The sequence below is a fragment of the Nocardia coubleae NBRC 108252 genome (assembly GCF_001612805.1).
Taxonomy (GTDB): domain Bacteria; phylum Actinomycetota; class Actinomycetes; order Mycobacteriales; family Mycobacteriaceae; genus Nocardia; species Nocardia coubleae.
Genome location: NZ_BDBD01000026.1, coordinates 158,132 through 174,779, shown reverse-complemented (window position 1 = coordinate 174,779; position 16,648 = coordinate 158,132). Strand labels below are relative to the sequence as shown.

The 16,648-nt window shown below is 66.9% G+C and carries 17 protein-coding genes; 3 read left to right on the top strand and 14 right to left on the bottom strand.

Features of this window, described 5'->3' with window-relative positions:
• Positions 1-453: 453 nt before the first annotated feature.
• From NCO8_RS27090 to NCO8_RS27065, 7 genes are all read right to left on the bottom strand, one after another.
• The gene (locus tag NCO8_RS27090; protein WP_067643609.1) at positions 454-1,068 is read right to left on the bottom strand and encodes a hypothetical protein; all 615 of its coding nucleotides are present in this window, start codon (positions 1,066-1,068) and stop codon (positions 454-456) included.
• Positions 1,069-1,264: 196 nt separating this feature from the next.
• Entirely contained in the window at positions 1,265-2,032 is a 768-nt protein-coding gene (locus tag NCO8_RS27085; protein ID WP_084457511.1) for a peptidoglycan recognition protein family protein, read from the bottom strand.
• A gap of 228 nt (positions 2,033-2,260) precedes the next feature.
• A complete protein-coding gene (locus NCO8_RS27080) occupies positions 2,261-2,557 on the bottom strand; it encodes a hypothetical protein (protein WP_067643604.1) in 297 nt (98 codons plus the stop codon).
• Positions 2,535-2,765 (bottom strand): hypothetical protein, encoded by a 231-nt coding sequence (locus NCO8_RS31650; protein WP_157105131.1) that lies wholly within the window; start codon positions 2,763-2,765, stop codon positions 2,535-2,537. The genes NCO8_RS27080 and NCO8_RS31650 overlap by 23 nt, the downstream gene beginning before the upstream one ends.
• 23 nt (positions 2,766-2,788) lie before the next feature.
• The gene (locus NCO8_RS27075) at positions 2,789-3,508 is read right to left on the bottom strand and encodes an alpha/beta fold hydrolase (protein ID WP_167353341.1); all 720 of its coding nucleotides are present in this window, start codon (positions 3,506-3,508) and stop codon (positions 2,789-2,791) included.
• 279 nt (positions 3,509-3,787) lie between these two features.
• The gene (locus NCO8_RS27070; protein ID WP_157105130.1) at positions 3,788-4,333 is read right to left on the bottom strand and encodes a hypothetical protein; all 546 of its coding nucleotides are present in this window, start codon (positions 4,331-4,333) and stop codon (positions 3,788-3,790) included.
• Between the two features lie 621 nt (positions 4,334-4,954).
• Positions 4,955-5,707: a hypothetical protein gene (locus NCO8_RS27065; protein WP_067643596.1), complete on the bottom strand. Its 753-nt coding sequence runs from the start codon at positions 5,705-5,707 to the stop codon at positions 4,955-4,957.
• Between the two features lie 256 nt (positions 5,708-5,963).
• On the opposite strand from NCO8_RS27065, the gene NCO8_RS27060 reads away from it, so the two are divergent.
• Positions 5,964-6,377, top strand: coding sequence for a helix-turn-helix domain-containing protein (locus NCO8_RS27060; RefSeq protein ID WP_084457509.1), 414 nt, complete (start codon positions 5,964-5,966; stop codon positions 6,375-6,377).
• Positions 6,378-6,489: 112 nt separating this feature from the next.
• Here the strand turns inward: NCO8_RS27060 and NCO8_RS27055 are convergent, their stop codons facing one another.
• The 3 genes from NCO8_RS27055 to NCO8_RS27045 all read right to left on the bottom strand — a co-directional run bounded on the left by NCO8_RS27055 (position 6,490) and on the right by NCO8_RS27045 (position 9,704).
• Positions 6,490-6,963: a hypothetical protein gene (locus NCO8_RS27055; protein WP_067643590.1), complete on the bottom strand. Its 474-nt coding sequence runs from the start codon at positions 6,961-6,963 to the stop codon at positions 6,490-6,492.
• A gap of 516 nt (positions 6,964-7,479) precedes the next feature.
• Entirely contained in the window at positions 7,480-8,349 is an 870-nt protein-coding gene (locus tag NCO8_RS27050; RefSeq protein WP_067497152.1) for a MaoC/PaaZ C-terminal domain-containing protein, read from the bottom strand.
• Positions 8,349-9,704 carry a 3-oxoacyl-ACP reductase gene (locus tag NCO8_RS27045; RefSeq protein ID WP_067643589.1) on the bottom strand — a complete coding sequence of 452 codons (1,356 nt, stop codon included), beginning with the start codon at positions 9,702-9,704 and terminating at the stop codon, positions 8,349-8,351. Before NCO8_RS27045 ends, NCO8_RS27050 begins: the two co-directional genes overlap by 1 nt.
• A gap of 101 nt (positions 9,705-9,805) precedes the next feature.
• Between NCO8_RS27045 and NCO8_RS27040 the strand changes: the two genes are divergently transcribed.
• A complete protein-coding gene (locus NCO8_RS27040; RefSeq protein ID WP_067643586.1) occupies positions 9,806-11,137 on the top strand; it encodes an acetyl-CoA C-acetyltransferase in 1,332 nt (443 codons plus the stop codon).
• A 58-nt stretch (positions 11,138-11,195) separates the two neighbouring features.
• On the opposite strand, the gene NCO8_RS27035 is transcribed toward NCO8_RS27040, so the two are convergent.
• From NCO8_RS27035 to gnd, 4 genes are all read right to left on the bottom strand, one after another.
• Entirely contained in the window at positions 11,196-11,426 is a 231-nt protein-coding gene (locus tag NCO8_RS27035; RefSeq protein ID WP_133733877.1) for a hypothetical protein, read from the bottom strand.
• A gap of 113 nt (positions 11,427-11,539) precedes the next feature.
• Positions 11,540-12,523, bottom strand: coding sequence for an alpha/beta hydrolase (locus tag NCO8_RS27030; RefSeq protein WP_067643583.1), 984 nt, complete (start codon positions 12,521-12,523; stop codon positions 11,540-11,542).
• Positions 12,523-13,224, bottom strand: coding sequence for a hypothetical protein (locus NCO8_RS27025; RefSeq protein WP_067497204.1), 702 nt, complete (start codon positions 13,222-13,224; stop codon positions 12,523-12,525). Before NCO8_RS27025 ends, NCO8_RS27030 begins: the two co-directional genes overlap by 1 nt.
• Before the next feature lie 240 nt (positions 13,225-13,464).
• Positions 13,465-14,490, bottom strand: a complete 1,026-nt coding sequence (gnd, locus tag NCO8_RS27020) for a phosphogluconate dehydrogenase (NAD(+)-dependent, decarboxylating) (protein ID WP_067643580.1) — start codon at positions 14,488-14,490, stop codon at positions 13,465-13,467.
• Positions 14,491-14,796: 306 nt separating this feature from the next.
• Between gnd and NCO8_RS27015 the strand changes: the two genes are divergently transcribed.
• Positions 14,797-16,644 carry a VanW family protein gene (locus tag NCO8_RS27015; protein WP_067643577.1) on the top strand — a complete coding sequence of 616 codons (1,848 nt, stop codon included), beginning with the start codon at positions 14,797-14,799 and terminating at the stop codon, positions 16,642-16,644.
• The last annotated feature ends 4 nt before the right edge of the window (positions 16,645-16,648 follow it).

Genomic DNA, 16,648 nt, shown 5'->3' with positions numbered 1-16,648 from the left:
GGACCACACCCGGCTGGCCCCGCGACGGAGGCGACGTGACACCCGGTTGCTCGGGCATCGCGGTCTCAGGTTCCGGCGGGACCACGCCTGGTTGCCCCCGGGACGGGGTTGCACCCTGCTGCTCAGGTGCTTTCGTGTCAGTCGGCGGCGTAGTCACGCCCGGCTGCTCAGGCACCTTCTTGTCAGTGGGGGGAGGCGGGTTTGCATGCACGCCGGGCTGTCTAGGCACGTTGTCGTTGACGAACCGAAGGTTCACTGTGTCGTTGACTGCTTGTGCTTCCAGTTGACGCTGCGCAAGGACCCGGTTGTATGCCCGCGCGGCTCCAGCTGGGGTCATACCTTCAAAGTTGAGGACCCGAGACTGATCGCCCTGCGCTCCTGCTGATTCGGCACCGACTGGTGTGAGTGATGCGCGCCACGCCGCACCAGCACTTCCCCAATCGGACGCGACGCTCACCGCGACCCCGCCGACGCATCATCGATGCGGCGGCGCAGCTCGGCGACCATCGCCGCATACGCCTCCGACTTCGTCTTCCCCTCGACCGCGATCCCGCGGGGATGCGTGGCGTGCCAAGCGCTTCCCTCGATCTGCTTCACCGAGATCTGGTCGAAATCGTAGAACTCTTCGACGTCAGGAGTCGGCCAATTGCCTTCGGCGTCGGGGGTGATGTGGGTACCGGTGTCGAAGGCGCCGGGGACGCCGGCGGGGGTGGGGACCCACCGGATCTCCTCGAGTTCGGGGTGCATGCGCACGCCGCGTTTGACCAGGTACTCGGCGACCCGGGTGGCCTGTTTGATCGAGGTGACGGTGGGTTCGGCGAGTTTGCGGCCGACCGCGCTCTTCCATTCAGGGAGGTGAATGACCGAGAGTTCCTCTGCCAGCAGGCGGACCTGCGGGTCGAGTTCGTCGGTGTGGTCCGGCTCCGCGAGCTTGCCGGACAGGGTTTGCTGCAGCAGCGCCAAGAACTCGGGAGTGACCAGTTGACCGGACTCGGTTTGTACGTATTCGGGGGACGACGTTTCGGTGGTGCTGAAGTCGACCGAGCCGATGATTTCCTTGCCGGACATGTGGTGTGCCTCCCGAGCTTGGGCATGAGAAAAGCCCGGGCCGACGGGCCGGGCTTGGGTGGTGTGGGTGGTGTTTCAGTTAGAGGCCGAGCAGCGGCAGGACTACCGGGGCGAGGAGTAGTGCGAGCTCGAGCAGTTCGAGTACGACAGGAAGCATGGGAATCACCTCCTCCCATCGACGTGATGGTCTGGCGCGTCAGGCAGGGGGTGTCTCGAGGGCTTTCAGGCGCTCGAGAACGTCGGCCAGGGCGTCGACGACGGTCATGCCGTCGAGCTGTTCCCAGCCGCCGAACATGCCCGCGTCGCGCTGCTGGCTACCGCACAGCTGTTCGCGGATGTCTTTGACATCGGAGCCGATCGGGCCGCAGAAGGCGGTGATGAAATCCTGGATTCGGTTGACTTCGGCTGCGCTCATCGGAGCGTCCTCTCCGTCGATGAAAGCCTGTACGTCACGGCGGAATTCGTCCATGTCGATACCGGCGGGGTCGATTTTTCCTTCGTGCGAGTACTCGCGGTGGGCCACGCAGTCCTCGGCGTCGCGGCCGATGCGGGCCAGGATGGCCGCGCAGCCGCGCTTGTAGGCGTCGAGTTGTGCTGGGGTCCAGTCGGTTCCGTCGCCGCGGGAGACGGCTTCGATGCCGATCACGTGGTAGTTGGCGTTGTTCGTGGGCCAGCCGGGCCAGGAGCCGCGGCCGGCGTGCCAGCAGACGCCTGCGGCGATCACGCGGAAGGTGCCGTCGCGTTCGAGGACCAGCTGGGCGAGCGGACCGGGGAGGTCGGCGCGGCCGTCCTGGACGATGCGCCAGTCGTTCTTGCCGCCACCGGCGGTGTGATGGCACAGCACGCCGCGCAGGTCACGGAAGTCGCCGTGGCCGCGGTCGCGCCAGCCTTCGTGTTCGATCACGGTGAGCCCGGCGGCGCGCAGCACATCGGCAAGCCATACCGGGTCTCCTGTCCAGCTCATGGGCTATCTCCTTGCGTGAGTGGAAGTTCGGTGGTCCCGCCCTCTGGGGTGAGGGAAGTGTCGAGGGCGGGACCTGCGCGCCTGACGCAGCGACGGCGTCTCTACCGCGTTCCACCTGCGGGAGACGGGCGCATCAGGGGCGCGGCATGCGGCGGGCTCGAAACCCGCACCGTATCGAGTGTTCTCCGGGGGCCGACCGCATGCAGTTCGGGAACGGCAGTACTGCCGTCAGATCTCTTCTTGAAGGGTGGGCGGGATGGTGTATCGCGCCACGGGTGGTTCCTGGCCGGGGACGTGCAGGCGCAGGAAGCCGAGGAGTTCGTCGATGTGACGTTGCAGCGCGCGGATCAAGCGGATGGCATCGCGGAATCGCTGCTGGTCGTCGACGGCCTGTTCCTCCAGGGCGACAACACGTTCGCGCAGTTTCGCCACCTCGCGGGCCTGCCACGCGGTGACCGCGCCGATGACGGTCGCCACGGCGACACCCGTCGCCTGCACGAATTCAGGACTCAGCCACGACGCCATGTGAATCACCCGCCGATCCCGACACCGGGGTCACCGCGGGCCTGATCACCGCCCCGGCGATCACCGGTGTGGCCAGGCCGTACAGAGTGAGCAGGGTTTCCACCCAGGCGGCGTCGACCTCCCGACCGATGAGATACGCGATCACACCTGTACCGGCGACGAGGACGGACCGGACCAGCGCAGGCTCTGGGGCCTTGCTGATTCGCATGTTGGGTTCCTTTCCACAGGTGTTCAGATGCGCCCTTCGGCGACATCGAGATTCAGTGCCTGCGCCAGGGCGCGAGCATGACCGCAGCGGACGTAGTCGTCGGTGTGGCGACCGTCGAAGAGATAGCCGCGGGCATAGGCGATCGCGCCGCCCCACTGCCGCCAGTTCGCGGGTGACCACCAGCGCTGCAATTGGTTTCGCGTCGCGGTGTGCAGCATCTGCTGCCCCCAGGTGAGGGCGGCGTCGGCACCGGAGAAGCTGAAGAAGGCGCTGAGGTCGGCGATGGTGCGCAGCGGGTTCCCGGCGGGCAGCGCGGTGATCGGATCGCCGGGTGCGGCAGCCCAATAGGTAGGGATCCCGTCGATCTCACGTTCGCCGACAACACCGTGGCCGCCGGGGTCGATGTCGCCGAGATAGCGGCCCGCCGGCCGGCGAGGATCGGCGATCAACGCACAGGCGACCACTTCGCGGCCCGGGTGCTCGCCTCGTCCGATCTCGGCCGCGAGATCACCTGCTACTGCCGCACCCTGTGAGTAGCCCGCCAGGACAACAGGATTCGGCGATCGATCGATTGCGGCCAGCAGAGCACGTTTGCCCTCCGCCACGCTGGCGGTGTAGCTCAGCTTCGACCCGTAGTCCGCAGGATAGGGAACCATGCGCGCGGTGAACATCGCTTTGTTGAGCGCCTCGATGAACGCACCGGTCACACCGTCACCGGCGGGGTTCCAAGTGCCTCCGACCACGAGTACGTCGATCCTGCGGGGCTGGCCTTTCGGCGACCACAACGACATTGGTCTTCCTTCCTGAAGTGGATGGGTCCCGCTCCGGACGGCAAACGTCCGGAGCGGGACCAATTCGCCCCTGCGCTGCGTCGGCGCCTGCGACCGCGAGTTGGCGCGGGAGACGGGCGCGTCAGGGGCGGGCATGCGGCGGGTTCTCACCCCCGCATGGGTCATGGCGAAAGCCGCACGAATGCAAGAACCCCCGGTCCGTGTGGACCGAGGGTTCGACTGATCGTTGGCTTATCGCCGATGTCTTCCGATATTCGTTTCTCTGTACACCTCGCCGGTGCCAGGGACCGGCCACCCGCACCGCGCGGGTGCGTCCGGGTCGTGCCCGGGTCCCCAGCGCAGGCGGTTCAGCGCGAAAATGGGGAGTTCGTTGATCTGAGCGTCGGTCAGGTTCTGCAGACGCCAGCTCAGCATGAACTCAGTGGTCCCCAGGCAGGCGGCTACGTCGGCGATGTTGTCGGTGATGGAGATCGCGTCGGCGAGGGCCTCCACACTGATCAGGCGTTCCGCGACGATCGTGTGGATGTCCATTTCGAGCCGCGCGCGCCACCATTGACCGTTGAGCGCGGCAGTACCCTTCGCTGTCGATGCCAGTTCGACGTGGCAGATGCAATGGGCGATGGCCTCGTTGACAACATGTCTCGGCAGGTCGACCGAGATCATCATCGCCCGATCGAGTGGCGACCACTGCCAGGCCATTTCAACCGTTCGAACCAGATCGATCCTGATGCCGAGGTTGAACGCTGCCTCCTGCGCGTTGTAGGCGTTGCGTTGCATGGGGATGTCTTGCGAACCCACCCGTACTCCCTCAGCCGACCGGATCTCGTAACGATCGCCATCGGCTGATGACGTGAGCGACGGTCTGGAGGTCTTCCATACAGAGGTCTGCCGGGTCCAGGTAGGCGGGCGGTCGTTCATAGCCCGAGTTGGCGGTAGCCGACGTCCAGGCTTCCGGCAGCTCACTGTCGGTCCGGGCGTCGGGGTCGTCAGACGGAAAAGCATCGAACTCAGCGGACACCTGCACCCTAACCATGATCACGACAGTTCCCCCCCAAAGGTTGGGGCTCGCTTACCCATCCTAACGGGGAGTCAAACCTCCGAAACGGTTGACCAAGATCAACTGCCCACAGGAGAGGCGAGGAGAGGGGCGAGAAAGTGATTGTGTTATAACGCCTTTAGGGCATGCGTCCGCCCGCTGCAGTAATCATGACCGAGCGCGTGGATCGTGTCAACAGTTCGGGGCAACTTCGTCCGAAATCGCTGGTCAGAGAGCAGGTTTCGGCTCGGCAGCCGCTGACGCCGGGGTGAAATCAGCAGTGGCGTAAGCCGTTCCGCGCTCCGGAACGACGTCGGGGCGCCGACTGGTATCAGTCGGCGCCCCGTGCGAAGTCTCTCTACTCAGTTGTTGCGTTTGCGCTGCCGTGCGGGGAGCGCCAGATGTGCGTCCAGGACGGGGCCGACGAGAAAGAGCTCGGGCCAGTCGACGGACCATGGACCGGGGACCGGCTCGACCAGCCCGGCCTCACGCAAGGTACGGAGACGCCGCGCGGTCAAGTTCGCGAAGACACCGCCGAGTTGGGAGGCGAGCTTCTGGATGCCCGCCGCGTTGAGCCGAACCGCACGTGCCCGGGCGAGCAGTTCGGCGTCCACCACGCCGCCACCCTCCGCCGGCGGGCACACAACGACGACGGCCGCTTCGACAGCCGCGGAAATTTCCGGGAGCGCCTCTTCAACACCTTCAGTCATTGCAAGTGCAACGATATTTCGTTGCAACCACCGAGCCATACCCGCTGTACTTGCCGCACCGTCGTAATCCACGGCGCGCTGCTCACAGACCAACCGGACCCAGGAGACAAGAACGGCGCGAAGATGATCATCGGCACGCGCGGCCGCAGGGTTGAACGGCAGCTTCGGCACGGTCGATCCGCCGTGGACACGGATGTCGGGCTGCCCGAATCGGGTTTGTCTCGTCCTGCTGTCCGCGAGATCGTCGGCCAGCTCGGGAACCTCTCCCAACAGGCGAAACAGCGCCCTGGCGGTCTCCCGGTCCAGATACAGGTGGCCATCGTCGAACGCGAGATCGAGCTGCGTCACCCCGCAGGTGTCCTCCCGCACGCGCGACGAAACGGTCGCCCCATTCTCTGCACCCATCACTTACTCCTTCAGGCTCCGATACTGCCCCGGCTGGTCGCGGCCGAGTCGCGTGAACCTTGAAGGGCGCACAACTGCAACTCTGCACTTGTCGCATGCAACTACAACAAAGATTGCAAAGCAAGTCGAAGCATCGCACCTGGACCGCAGCACAGCAGGGGACCAGGCCGGTTCAGGCAGAGTTACAACGGTGTGGTGATTTCTTGGCAAACTCAGCCGTAACCACCAACAATCACAGACGTCGTTGTACGCAGTGATGCTTTCCGCCTGCTACATTGGATGCATGGTGAGGCATCGGAGTGCGGTGGTCCCCTCAGAGGTCAGTGCAACACTGCGGCAAGCTCGCAAGGCACGTGACATGACGATGGACCGCGCGGCAAAAGCAGCGCGTATCAGCGCGAGCCTGTGGACGCAGGTGGAAAGCGGCGTCCAGTACAAACGTGGTGCGAAGGTCCCAGCCAGCACCACAGCGGAGACCCTGCAAGCCATGGCCGAAGCAGTCGGCCTCGACCCGGCACCGCTCCTCGAGCAAGCCGGCCTCGAGCCGACCGAACCGGCCACCGGAGTCGGCGATGCCGAAGCGATCGTCAATCTTGCCGGCCTGTCCGAACAGGACCTCCGTCAGATCGCCGTGTACGTCAACGGTTTTCGGGCCGCTCGCAATCTGTGAGCGTCGCGACCTCGTGCCGCGTATACGACGAATGCCCCGCCGAGATCGGCGGGGCATTCGTTGTTCAACGACAGCCGTAGCGGTTTGTGAGAGTCCGGCAGCTGCGGAGCAATTACGGGGTCGGGGTGGTGCCGGTGCCCGGGTCGGTCGGGTCTTCGGCAGCAGCCGAACCGGAGGACAGGGCCTCGAGGATCGCGGCCAGGCTGTCGGACGAACCGGTCTCCGGCTCCTCCGCGATCTGCGCGGCATCAGGGGTGGTGCCACCACCGGTACCCGGATCGGTCGGGTCCTCCGCAGCAGCCGAACCGGACGACAGAGCCTCGAGGATCGCGGCCAGGCTGTCGGACGAACCGGTCTCCGGCTCCTCCGCGATCTGCGCGGCGTCAGGGGTGGTGCCACCACCGGTACCCGGATCGGCCGGGTCCTCCGCAGCAGCCGAACCGGACGACAGGGCCTCGACGATGGCGGCCAGGCTTTCGGAGGAGCCGGTTGCGGGCTCTTCGGCGGCGGAGGCCACGCCGGTGCCGAACATGGCGATACCGGCCGCGAGGGCGATGCCGAAACCGAGCGTGCGGATCTTCTTCATGAAGTGAAACCCCTTGGTATTAAGCATGATTGCCGACTGCGTTGCCGACTGGAAAGTTTCTAACACGGGGGGCGGACAGTTCCGCAGACACTTGTTTTCGGGGCACTTGCCAGGGCAATGCTGAACATTTGCCGTCAAGCGAGAGATAATCGGAGAGCGGTGCGAGGTTTTCAGAACGATCGTTCGGAATCCACAACTCGATGCCAGCTGGAAAAGTTGAACACTGCAGTACAAGCGGTCGGTTGCGGCTCCGAGGCGGATTCGAACCGAAGCCCGAGGTACTCGCGATCTTTCGGCACGGTGTCGAACTTATCTTGTTACCCAGCTAATACCTGGCGTACACCATGATTGATGTCACACGCAGGACCGGTAACGGAACGATCAGCCAGAACGATTGTCGCGCAACCGGTTTGATTGACACTGTATAGCTACTGGTTGCCCGTCATATAACCACGTGCGCAACGGAAAAGGCCGCATATCCCGAATGGGATACGCGGCCTTCCGGCAACGAAGAACTCAGCGCACGGTGGCGGTGAGGTGGGGGAAACCCTTCTTGGGGTGCAGCATCGACAGATCCCAGCCGGTGTCGGCCTTCTCGGCGTAGATGTTCACCGAGGCAGGCAGGAGGATCGGCTTACCGAATTTGACCGTATAGGTGGCCTTTTCGGGGACACGGCCCTCGATGGTGCCGAGGATTGTCGCCGCCGACCACATGCCGTGGGCGATGGTGGTGGGGAAACCCATTGCCTTGGCGCCGATTCCGGAGACGTGGATCGGGTTGCGGTCGCCCGAGGCGGCGGCGTAGCGGTTGATGATCTTCTGATCGACACGCTGCACGCGCAGCGGCGGCGGGGGGACCTCCTCCGGCGGGGGTGCGGACTTCGGACCGCCGGACAGCGAGGTGCGCTGCTGGTGCAGCATGGTCGCCACCTGACGCCACACCAGTTCCCGGCCGACGCGGATCTCTGTCACCGCGTCTACCAGCAGGCCTTTCGGGTGCTCGCGCAGGTTCTCGGTGTGCACGGTGAAGTCCAACGGCTCGGCCGCCGAGATCTCACGGGTGCGTTCGATGACGTTGGAGAAGTGCACCGAACCCACCGCGGTGAACGGGAAGTCCCGCGCCACGAGCAGTTCCATCATCAGCGGGAACGCCAGGACGAACGGATAGGTGAGCGGCAGGGTGTCGCCGAAGCGCAGGCCGGTGGCGTGGCAGTAGGCAGCGAGGTGGTCGGGGTCGACCCGCACACCCTCGATGGCGACCCGGCGGTCGGGCAGGACGGGCTTGCGGCCCGAGAGCGGCGCGGGCAGCGGGACGGCGCCGATGGCCGCCTTCGCGTACAGCGCGCCGTTGCCCGGGATCTCGGTGAGCGTGATGGTCTGGGTCATCAGGCGCCGATCAGGCTCTGCCCGCAGACGCGAACAACGTTGCCGCTCACCGCGTTCGACGCCGGGCTGGCGAAGTAGGCGATGGTCTCGGCGACGTCGACGGTCTGACCGCCCTGCAGCAGCGAGCTCATCAGGCGGCCCGCCTCGCGGGTGCCGACGGGGATGGCGGCGGTCATGGCGGTTTCGATGAAGCCGGGGGCCACCGCGTTGATGGTGATGCCCTTCTCCGACAGCAGCGGCGCCTCGGCGTCGACCATGCCGATGACGCCCGCCTTGGACGCGCCGTAGTTGGTCTGGCCGCGGTTACCCGCGATGCCCGCGATGGAGGACACGTCGATCACGCGGCCACCTTCCTTGAGCACACCCTTGGCGACGAGGCCGGAGGTGATGCGGTGCGGCGCGGCGAGGTTGACGTTGATGACCGAGTTCCAGCGGCCCTCGTCCATGTTGGCGAGCAGCTTGTCGCGGGTGATGCCCGCGTTGTGGACGACGATGTCGATGCCACCGAAGCGCTCGGTGGCGAACTCGGCGAGTCGCTCGGCGGCGTCGGGCGCGGTGACGTCGAGCGCCAGGGCGGTGGCGCCGACCTTGTTGGCGGTCTCGGACAGGGCCTCACCGGCGGCGGGGATGTCGGCGACGATCACGGTGGCGCCGTCACGGGCGAACACCTCGGCGATGGTTGCGCCGATACCGCGCGCGGCACCGGTGACCACGGCGACCTTGCCCGCGAGGGGCTTGTCCCAGCTGGCGGGTGCGACCGACTCGGCCTTGCCGACGCGGATGACCTGACCGTCGACGAAGGCCGACTTGGCCGACAGCAGGAAGCGCAGGGTCGACTCGACACCCGTGGCCGAGGAGCCGGCCTCGGGGTGCACGTAGACGAGCTGAGCGGTGGCGCCGCGCAGCAGCTCCTTGGCCACGGACCGGGTGAAGCCCTCGAGCGCGCGCTGGGCGATCTGCTCGTCGACCGAGCCGACCAGCTCCGGCGTGCTGCCGAGCACCACGACGCGGCCCGACGGCGCGATGTTGCGCATGGCGGGCTGGAAGAACTCGAACAGCTGCTCGAGCTTCTCGATGGAGTCGATGCCGGTGGCATCGAACACCAGCGCGCCGTACTTGGTTCCGGCCTCGAGCGAGTCGGCGATGGTGTAATCGGTGAGCAGGGCACGGATCGGCTCGGCGAGGCGACCCTTGCCGCCGAGCAGCACCGGGCCCGGAAGCGCGGGCTCGCCTGCCTTGTAGCGGCGCAGCTCCGCGGGCTGGGGCAGGCCCAGCTTGCTCGCGAGGAACGCGCCGGGGGCGGAGTGGATGAAGGATCCGTAGAGGTTGGGTGCGCCCTTGCTCTTGGCTGCCACTGTTCCTACCTTCACATTCGCGGGTACGGTGTCGACAACGAACTTACTCCAGAGTAAGTTGGATGACAACCGATCACCCGACGAGACCATGGAGAACTCGAGTGACAAGCAAAGCCCGCTCGACGGCGGCCAAGGCAGGTACCGCCAAAACCGCGAAGACGCAGCGCCCGGTCGCGATCGTTGGCGGTAACCGAATTCCGTTCGCGCGCTCCGACAAGGCCTACGCGCACGCGTCCAACCAGGACATGTTCACCGCCACCCTCGACGGGCTGGTCAGCCGCTTCGGCCTGCAGGGCGAACGCCTCGGCATGGTCGTCGGCGGCGCCGTGCTCAAGCGCGTCGGCGAGCACAGCCTGATCCGTGAGAGCGTGCTCGGCTCCAAGCTCTCGCCCTACACCCCCGCACACGACCTGCAGCTCGCCTGTGGCACCGGCCTGCAGGCCGTGGCGACCGTCGGCGACGCGATCGCGATGGGCCGCATCGAAGCGGGTATCGGCGGCGGTACCGACACCACCTCCGACGCGCCGATCGGCGTGAGCGAGGACATGCGCGAGTGGATGCTCAACGCCAACCGCGCCAAGACCAACAAGGACCGGCTCAAGCTGGTCGGACAGCTGCGGCCCTCGATGCTCGGCATCGAGATCCCGCGCAACGCCGAGCCGCGCACCGGGCTGTCGATGGGTGAGCACGCCGCCATCACCGCCAAGGAATTCGGCGTCTCCCGCGAGGCCCAGGACGAGCTGGCCTACCTCTCGCACAAGAACATGGCCGCCGCCTACGACCGTGGCTTCTTCGACGACCTCATCACCCCGTTCCTCGGGCTGACCCGCGACGACAACCTGCGTCCCGGTTCGACCGTCGAGAAGCTGGCCACGCTGAAGCCGGTGTTCGGCACCAAGCTGGGCGACGCCACCATGACCGCGGGCAACTCCACCCCGCTCACCGACGGCGCGTCGGCGGTGCTGCTGTCGACCGACGAGTGGGCCGCCGAGCGCAAGCTGCCGGTGCTCGCGCACCTGGTGGACTCCGAGGTGGCCTCGGTGGACTACATCCACGGCCCCGACGGCCTGCTGATGGCGCCCACCTACGCGGTGCCGCGTCTGCTTGCCCGCAACGGCCTGACGCTGCAGGACTTCGACTACTACGAGATCCACGAGGCCTTCGCCTCCGTGGTGCTGTGCACGCTCGCCGCGTGGGAGTCCGACGCCTACTGCAAGGAGCGCCTCGGCCTCGACGGTGCGCTCGGCTCGATCGACCGCAGCAAGCTCAACGTGAACGGTTCCTCGCTCGCCGCGGGCCACCCGTTCGCGGCGACCGGCGGGCGCATCGTCGCCTCGACCGCGAAGATGCTGGCGGAGAAGGGTTCCGGCCGCGCGCTGGTCTCCATCTGCGCCGCGGGCGGCCAGGGCGTCGTCGCGATCATCGAGCGCTAGCACGCACGACGACGGCGGGCGGCTTCCGAGGAAGCTGCCCGCCGTTCGTGTGTCCGGATCAGCGGCAGATCGGGTTGGGGTGGGGTTCGGGGGAGGCCCAGGGGCCGCAGATGAGGATCATCATGAAACCGAGGGGGAAGTCGACGAGGGCGGAACCGGTGCCTGACGAGCCGGATTCGGCGATGACCGCGGGCTGCGCGGGGGCGGCGAGGGCCGGGGAGGTGGCGCCCGCGGCGATGCCCGCGACAGCAGCGGTGGTGACGAGGACTCGGATCATTCGACGGTGCATGGGGGGGACCTCTCGGGTAACTGAGCAGAGCTAACTGTCACATCGGGGGTTTCAACGAGAGCGTTTCCGAAACTTGTGGGGGCTTGACTCGCCGAAACTGATTGTGTAACTGGCTATTCCGTACCGATGGCGGCGGCGAGCAACGGCCAGGAGGCATGCAGATCTTGCTCCCAGTAGTGCCAGGTGTGCGCGCCCGCAGGCCGGAAGACGGTGTGCGCGGAGATGTTCAACTCGTTCAGGCGTGCAGCCAGCCGCTGAGTACAGAAGTTGGCCGCCGCTTCGATGGCGCCGCCGAGCATGATCTGGTTGGCCATGCCGAGGGCTTTGCCGGGAGTCGCCCCGGGCGGAAGGGTTTCGGCGGGTCCGGGGAGCCCGGAGGCGCTGGACAGGTAGATCGTCTTGCCGCGCAGTCGATCCGCGTTGAGGTAGGCGTCGTTGGCCCGCCAGGCGGGGTCGTCGGGCGGGCCCCACATGTTCACCGGATCGGCGCCGGCGCGGGCCAGAACGAGGTCGATGAACGCGCGGCTCATCGGATCTTCGACCGTGGCGCATCCGCTGAAAGCGCCGACTGCACGGTAGCGCTCGGGCGCGGCGATGGCCAGGTTCAAGGCGGCCGTGGCCGACATAGACAGGCCCGCAATGGCATTCACGCCGGTGGTGTCGAGGGTGGCATCGATGATCGGTGGTAGTTCCTCGGTGAGGAAGGTCTGCCATTTGTTGCGGCCGAGCTTCGGGTCGTCGCGCTGCCAGTCGGTGTAGTAGGAGAACGCGCCCTCGGCGGGGGTGACGACGTTGACGTTCTTGTCGGCGAAGAATTCGACGATGTCGGTCTGGTCGTACCAGTTCGCCACGTCCTCGCCCCCGCCCGCACCGTTCAGCAGATACAGGGTGGGGCGAGGTTCGCTGGTGTCGAAGGGTGTGATGACCCGCAGTGGGATCACCCGGTCCATCGACGCGGAGTACACGTGCAGCGTCTGCTGCCGTTGACCGGGCCGCTCGACGCTGTCGAGGCGGGAGACGTCGGCCCCGGCCGTGCCGACCGTGAGCACGATCGACGCCGAGATCGCTGCCACGATCGAACACAGCCGGGCGAACATCAGCTGCCGATCAGGTTGCGCAGCACGTCGGAGAGGATGTCGGTGGCCGAACCGGTGGAACTCAGCTGACCGTCGGAGGACCCGAGGCCGTTTTCGCCGAGACTGCCGATCACCGTCTCGCCCGCATTGGCGCCACGCGCGGTGAAACACGCGGTGAGGTTGGGCATTTCATTGCTCACGCCCACCGTGCCCGCGACGCCGACACCGCCGCTGGTCACCTGCTGACCTGGCTGCAACGAGGACGGGACAGGGTAGGTGATGGTGAGGGTCACGGGGTTGCCCGAGTTCACGAACCAGCCGGTGCTGGTGACCTTCCAGCCGCCGGCGTTCGGTTCGGGCGTCACATCCTCGGTGACCTGGCCGCCGATGGCGTGATAGGCGGTGACCGTGGTCTTGACGGGGGCACCGAAGCCGCTGGGCGGGAAGTCGGTGATGGTGTTGACGTAGGGGTTGCCGATGCCGGTGGTCCCGACGACCACCTTGTAGGTGACCGTGGTGCCCACGCCGATCTCCTCGGCGCTCGCGATCTTGTCGTAGACGTGGGTGACGCCGACGGTGCTCGCGTCGCGCTTCTCGGCGTGACTACGAACCGAGCAGGTGCTGTCGGCGGCGGCGACGCCAGAGCCGAGGGCTACGCCCGCGCAGGCGATGACCAGCGCGGTCGTGGCGATTCCCGCGGCGGTGCGCGAAGTCCGGATCATGATTTCCTCCAAAGCCGCACCCTGGACGGGTGGGGCGATCCTCATCGAGTGGTGCTCCCCCTCTGGCGACAAGGTAACGGTGGAACTGGACAGTTGTCCTGGAAAACAAGAACGCGTTCCAATATTTGTGGAACATCCTCGTTTTACTCTCCAAGACGCGTGTGACCAGGTAATCTGCGCAAGTTTGTGCCCCCACGCGGGCCCGGCCGCCCGTGATGACGGGCGGCCGGGTGCGGACGTCTACTTCGGCAGCTCGATGTGGCCGCCGAACGCCTTGCGCATGGCCGAGAGCATCTTGTCGGCGTATTCGGCCTCCCCGCGCGAGGAGAAGCGCTGGAACAGCGCGGCCGACAGCACCGGAACCGGGACGGCGGTGTCGATGGCGGCGTCGATGGTCCAGCGGCCCTCGCCGGAATCGGACACCCGGCCGCTGAAGGAATCGAGGTTCGGGTCGGCGAACAGCGCGCCCGCGGTGAGGTCGAGCAGCCAGGAGGCCACCACCGAGCCACGCCGCCACACCTCGGTGATCTCCGGGATGTCGAGCTTGTACTGGTAGTACTCCGGGCGCTCGAGCGGGGTTTCCTCGGCCGAGTGCTCGCCGCCGTGATCGGCGCCCATATCGGCGTGCTTGAGGATGTTCAGACCCTCGGCGTAGGCGCTCATCGCGCCGTACTCGATGCCGTTGTGCACCATCTTCACGAAATGCCCCGCGCCCGCCGGGCCGCAGTGCAGCCAGCCCTGCTCGGACGGGGTCGGCTCACCGGTGCGGCCGGGGGTGCGCGGCGCGGCGTCGACACCGGGCGCGATCGACTTGAACAGCGGCTCGAGCCTGCGCACCTGTTCGTCCTCGCCGCCGATCATCAGGCAGAAGCCGCGTTCCAGACCGAAGACGCCGCCCGAGGTACCGACGTCGAGGTAGTGGATCCCCTTGGGGGCCAGCGCCTTCGAGCGCTTGATGTCCTCGTGGTAGCGGCTGTTGCCACCGTCGATGATGGTGTCGCCCGGCTCGAGCAGGTCGGCGAGCTCGTCGATCGCGGCGCCGGTGGCACCGGCGGGAATCATCACCCACACCACCCGTGGCGCGTCGAGCATCCCGACGAATTCCTTCAGGTCGGTGCTGCCCCGGAAGCTGTCGCCGAGCTCGGCGGCCAGCTCGTCGATGTGGCCCTGGTGGCGCTCGTGCCCGACGGCGCTGTGCCCGTCACGCACGATGCGGCGCACGATATTGGCGCCCATCCGGCCGAGGCCGATCATTCCCAACTGCATCAGTTCTCCCTCGTTGTCCGGTCCCTGGTGGCGAGTCTCACCCCTGATTGTCGCGTGCGACCGAGCCCAGCTGCCCGGCGGCATCGCGCGCCCGGTCGAAATCGACCGAAAATCGGCTGTAACGCCCCGGTGAGGGCCGCGATAAACAGATCGGCTCCGTGTAGTTGCCAGACCCCCGACCCGGCAACTACACGGGGCCTTCCTGCTGTCTGCCCCACTTCGCCGGGCTGCCGAGTGCGCGCCGGGCCGTTACCCTTGGCGGGCACCCGGTAAACCCAACGGGGCCCATGAAACGGAAGGACCTCCGTGCCCAGCGAGTCGACCGCCGGACGACCGGCGGACCGAGGGCGGGGCGAGGTCGGACTACGCAAGCTGCTCGAAGCAAATCGCACTTTCGATGCCGACACCACCGCCCTGCCCACCCAGCCCATCAGCACCATCGCCCGTGACCACCGCCCACAGGCGCCTCAGCCGACCCCGCCGGGCGACCAGCAGCTGGTCAAGCGGATCGGGATCGCCGTCGGTGCCGTGTTCGCGGTCGGCACCGCCGCCTACCTGGCCGACTTAGCGCTGAACGTGGGCGAGGTGCCGCGCGGCGTCGTCGTCGCCGGCGTTGAGGTCGGCGGGATGGACCAGGGCGAGGCCGACGCCAAGCTGCGCAGCGTCCTCGGCCCGCGCGCCGACCAACCGCTGCCCGTGCGCATCGGCGATGTGCAGGCCAGCATGGTGCCCTCGGCGGCCGGGCTCGGCATCGACTGGGACGCCACCTGGGATGCCGTCGGCGGTCAGCCGCTGAACCCGGTCGGCCGATTGGTCTCACTGTTCGGGACGCGCGACGTCCCCGTGTCCAGCACCGTTGACAACGCGGCGCTCGATCAGCAGCTGAGCACGTTCCGCACCCACGACAACCCCACCGTGGAAGGGACCGTTCGCTTCGAGAACGGCGCACCCGTCGCGGTGCCGCCGGTCCCGGGCCGGGTGCTCGACATCGACGGCGCGCGCAGCACCATCACCGAGCGCTGGGCCGAGGTGAGCCTGCTCGACCTGCCCGTCGTCGCGGCACCGGTCGAGGTGCGAACCGAAGCGGTGCAGGCGGCGTTGCGCGATATCGCCACACCCGCTGTCGCCTCGCCGATCACGTTGGCGGCCAAGGACACCCGGGTGGCCCTGACACCCGAACAGATCGCGAGCGTGCTGAGTTTCGTACCCGACGGCAACGGCGGGCTCGCCCCGCAGATCGACAACGACGCCGTGATCGGGCTGCTCGGTCCGCAAGTGGTGACCACCGAGATCGAGCCCAAGGACGCCACGTTCACCGTCGGCGCCGGAAAGCCGACGGTCGTACCGGCCGTGGTCGGCGAAAAGATCGACTGGGCCAAGACGCTGGAAAAGCTGCCCGCGCTGCTCACCCAGCCGGGTGAGCGGGCATTCGAGGCCGTCTACCAGCGCATCGAACCGAAGCTCACCACCGAGGCCGCCGAGAAGCTCGGCATCAACGAAACCATCGGTGAATTCACCACCGGTGGGTTCAGCGGACCCTCCGGGGTGAACATCCGGACCGTGGCCGCCAAGGTGAACGGTGCCGTCGTGAAGCCGGGAGATACGTTCTCGCTCAACGGTTTCACCGGTCCGCGTACCGCTGCGGAAGGGTATGTCGAGTCCGGGATCATCGACAAGGGCAGGCCGAGCACGGCGGTCGGCGGCGGCATCAGCCAGTTCGCCACCACGCTGTACAACGCCGCCTACTTCGCGGGCATGGAAGACGCCGGGCACACCGAGCACAGCTACTACATCTCGCGCTACCCCGCCGCGCGCGAGGCGACGGTGTTCGACGGCGCGATCGACCTCGCCTTCCGCAACAACTCCGAACACGGTGTGTTCATCCAGGCCATCGCCACCGGGTCCGACATCACGGTGCGGCTGTGGGGGACGAAAACCGTCGACGTGGAGTCGATCACGGGCGAGAAGACCAAGCCGACGGAACCGACCGAGATCACCCTGCCCAAGGGCAAGGACTGCATCGCCTCTGAGGGCGCGCCCGGATTCACCATCTCCGATACCCGGGTGATCACCGATCGCAAGACGGGGCAGCAGATCTCGCGGCACACGCGCACCGTGAAGTACGACCCGATTCCGATCGTGAAGTGCGAGTGAGGTT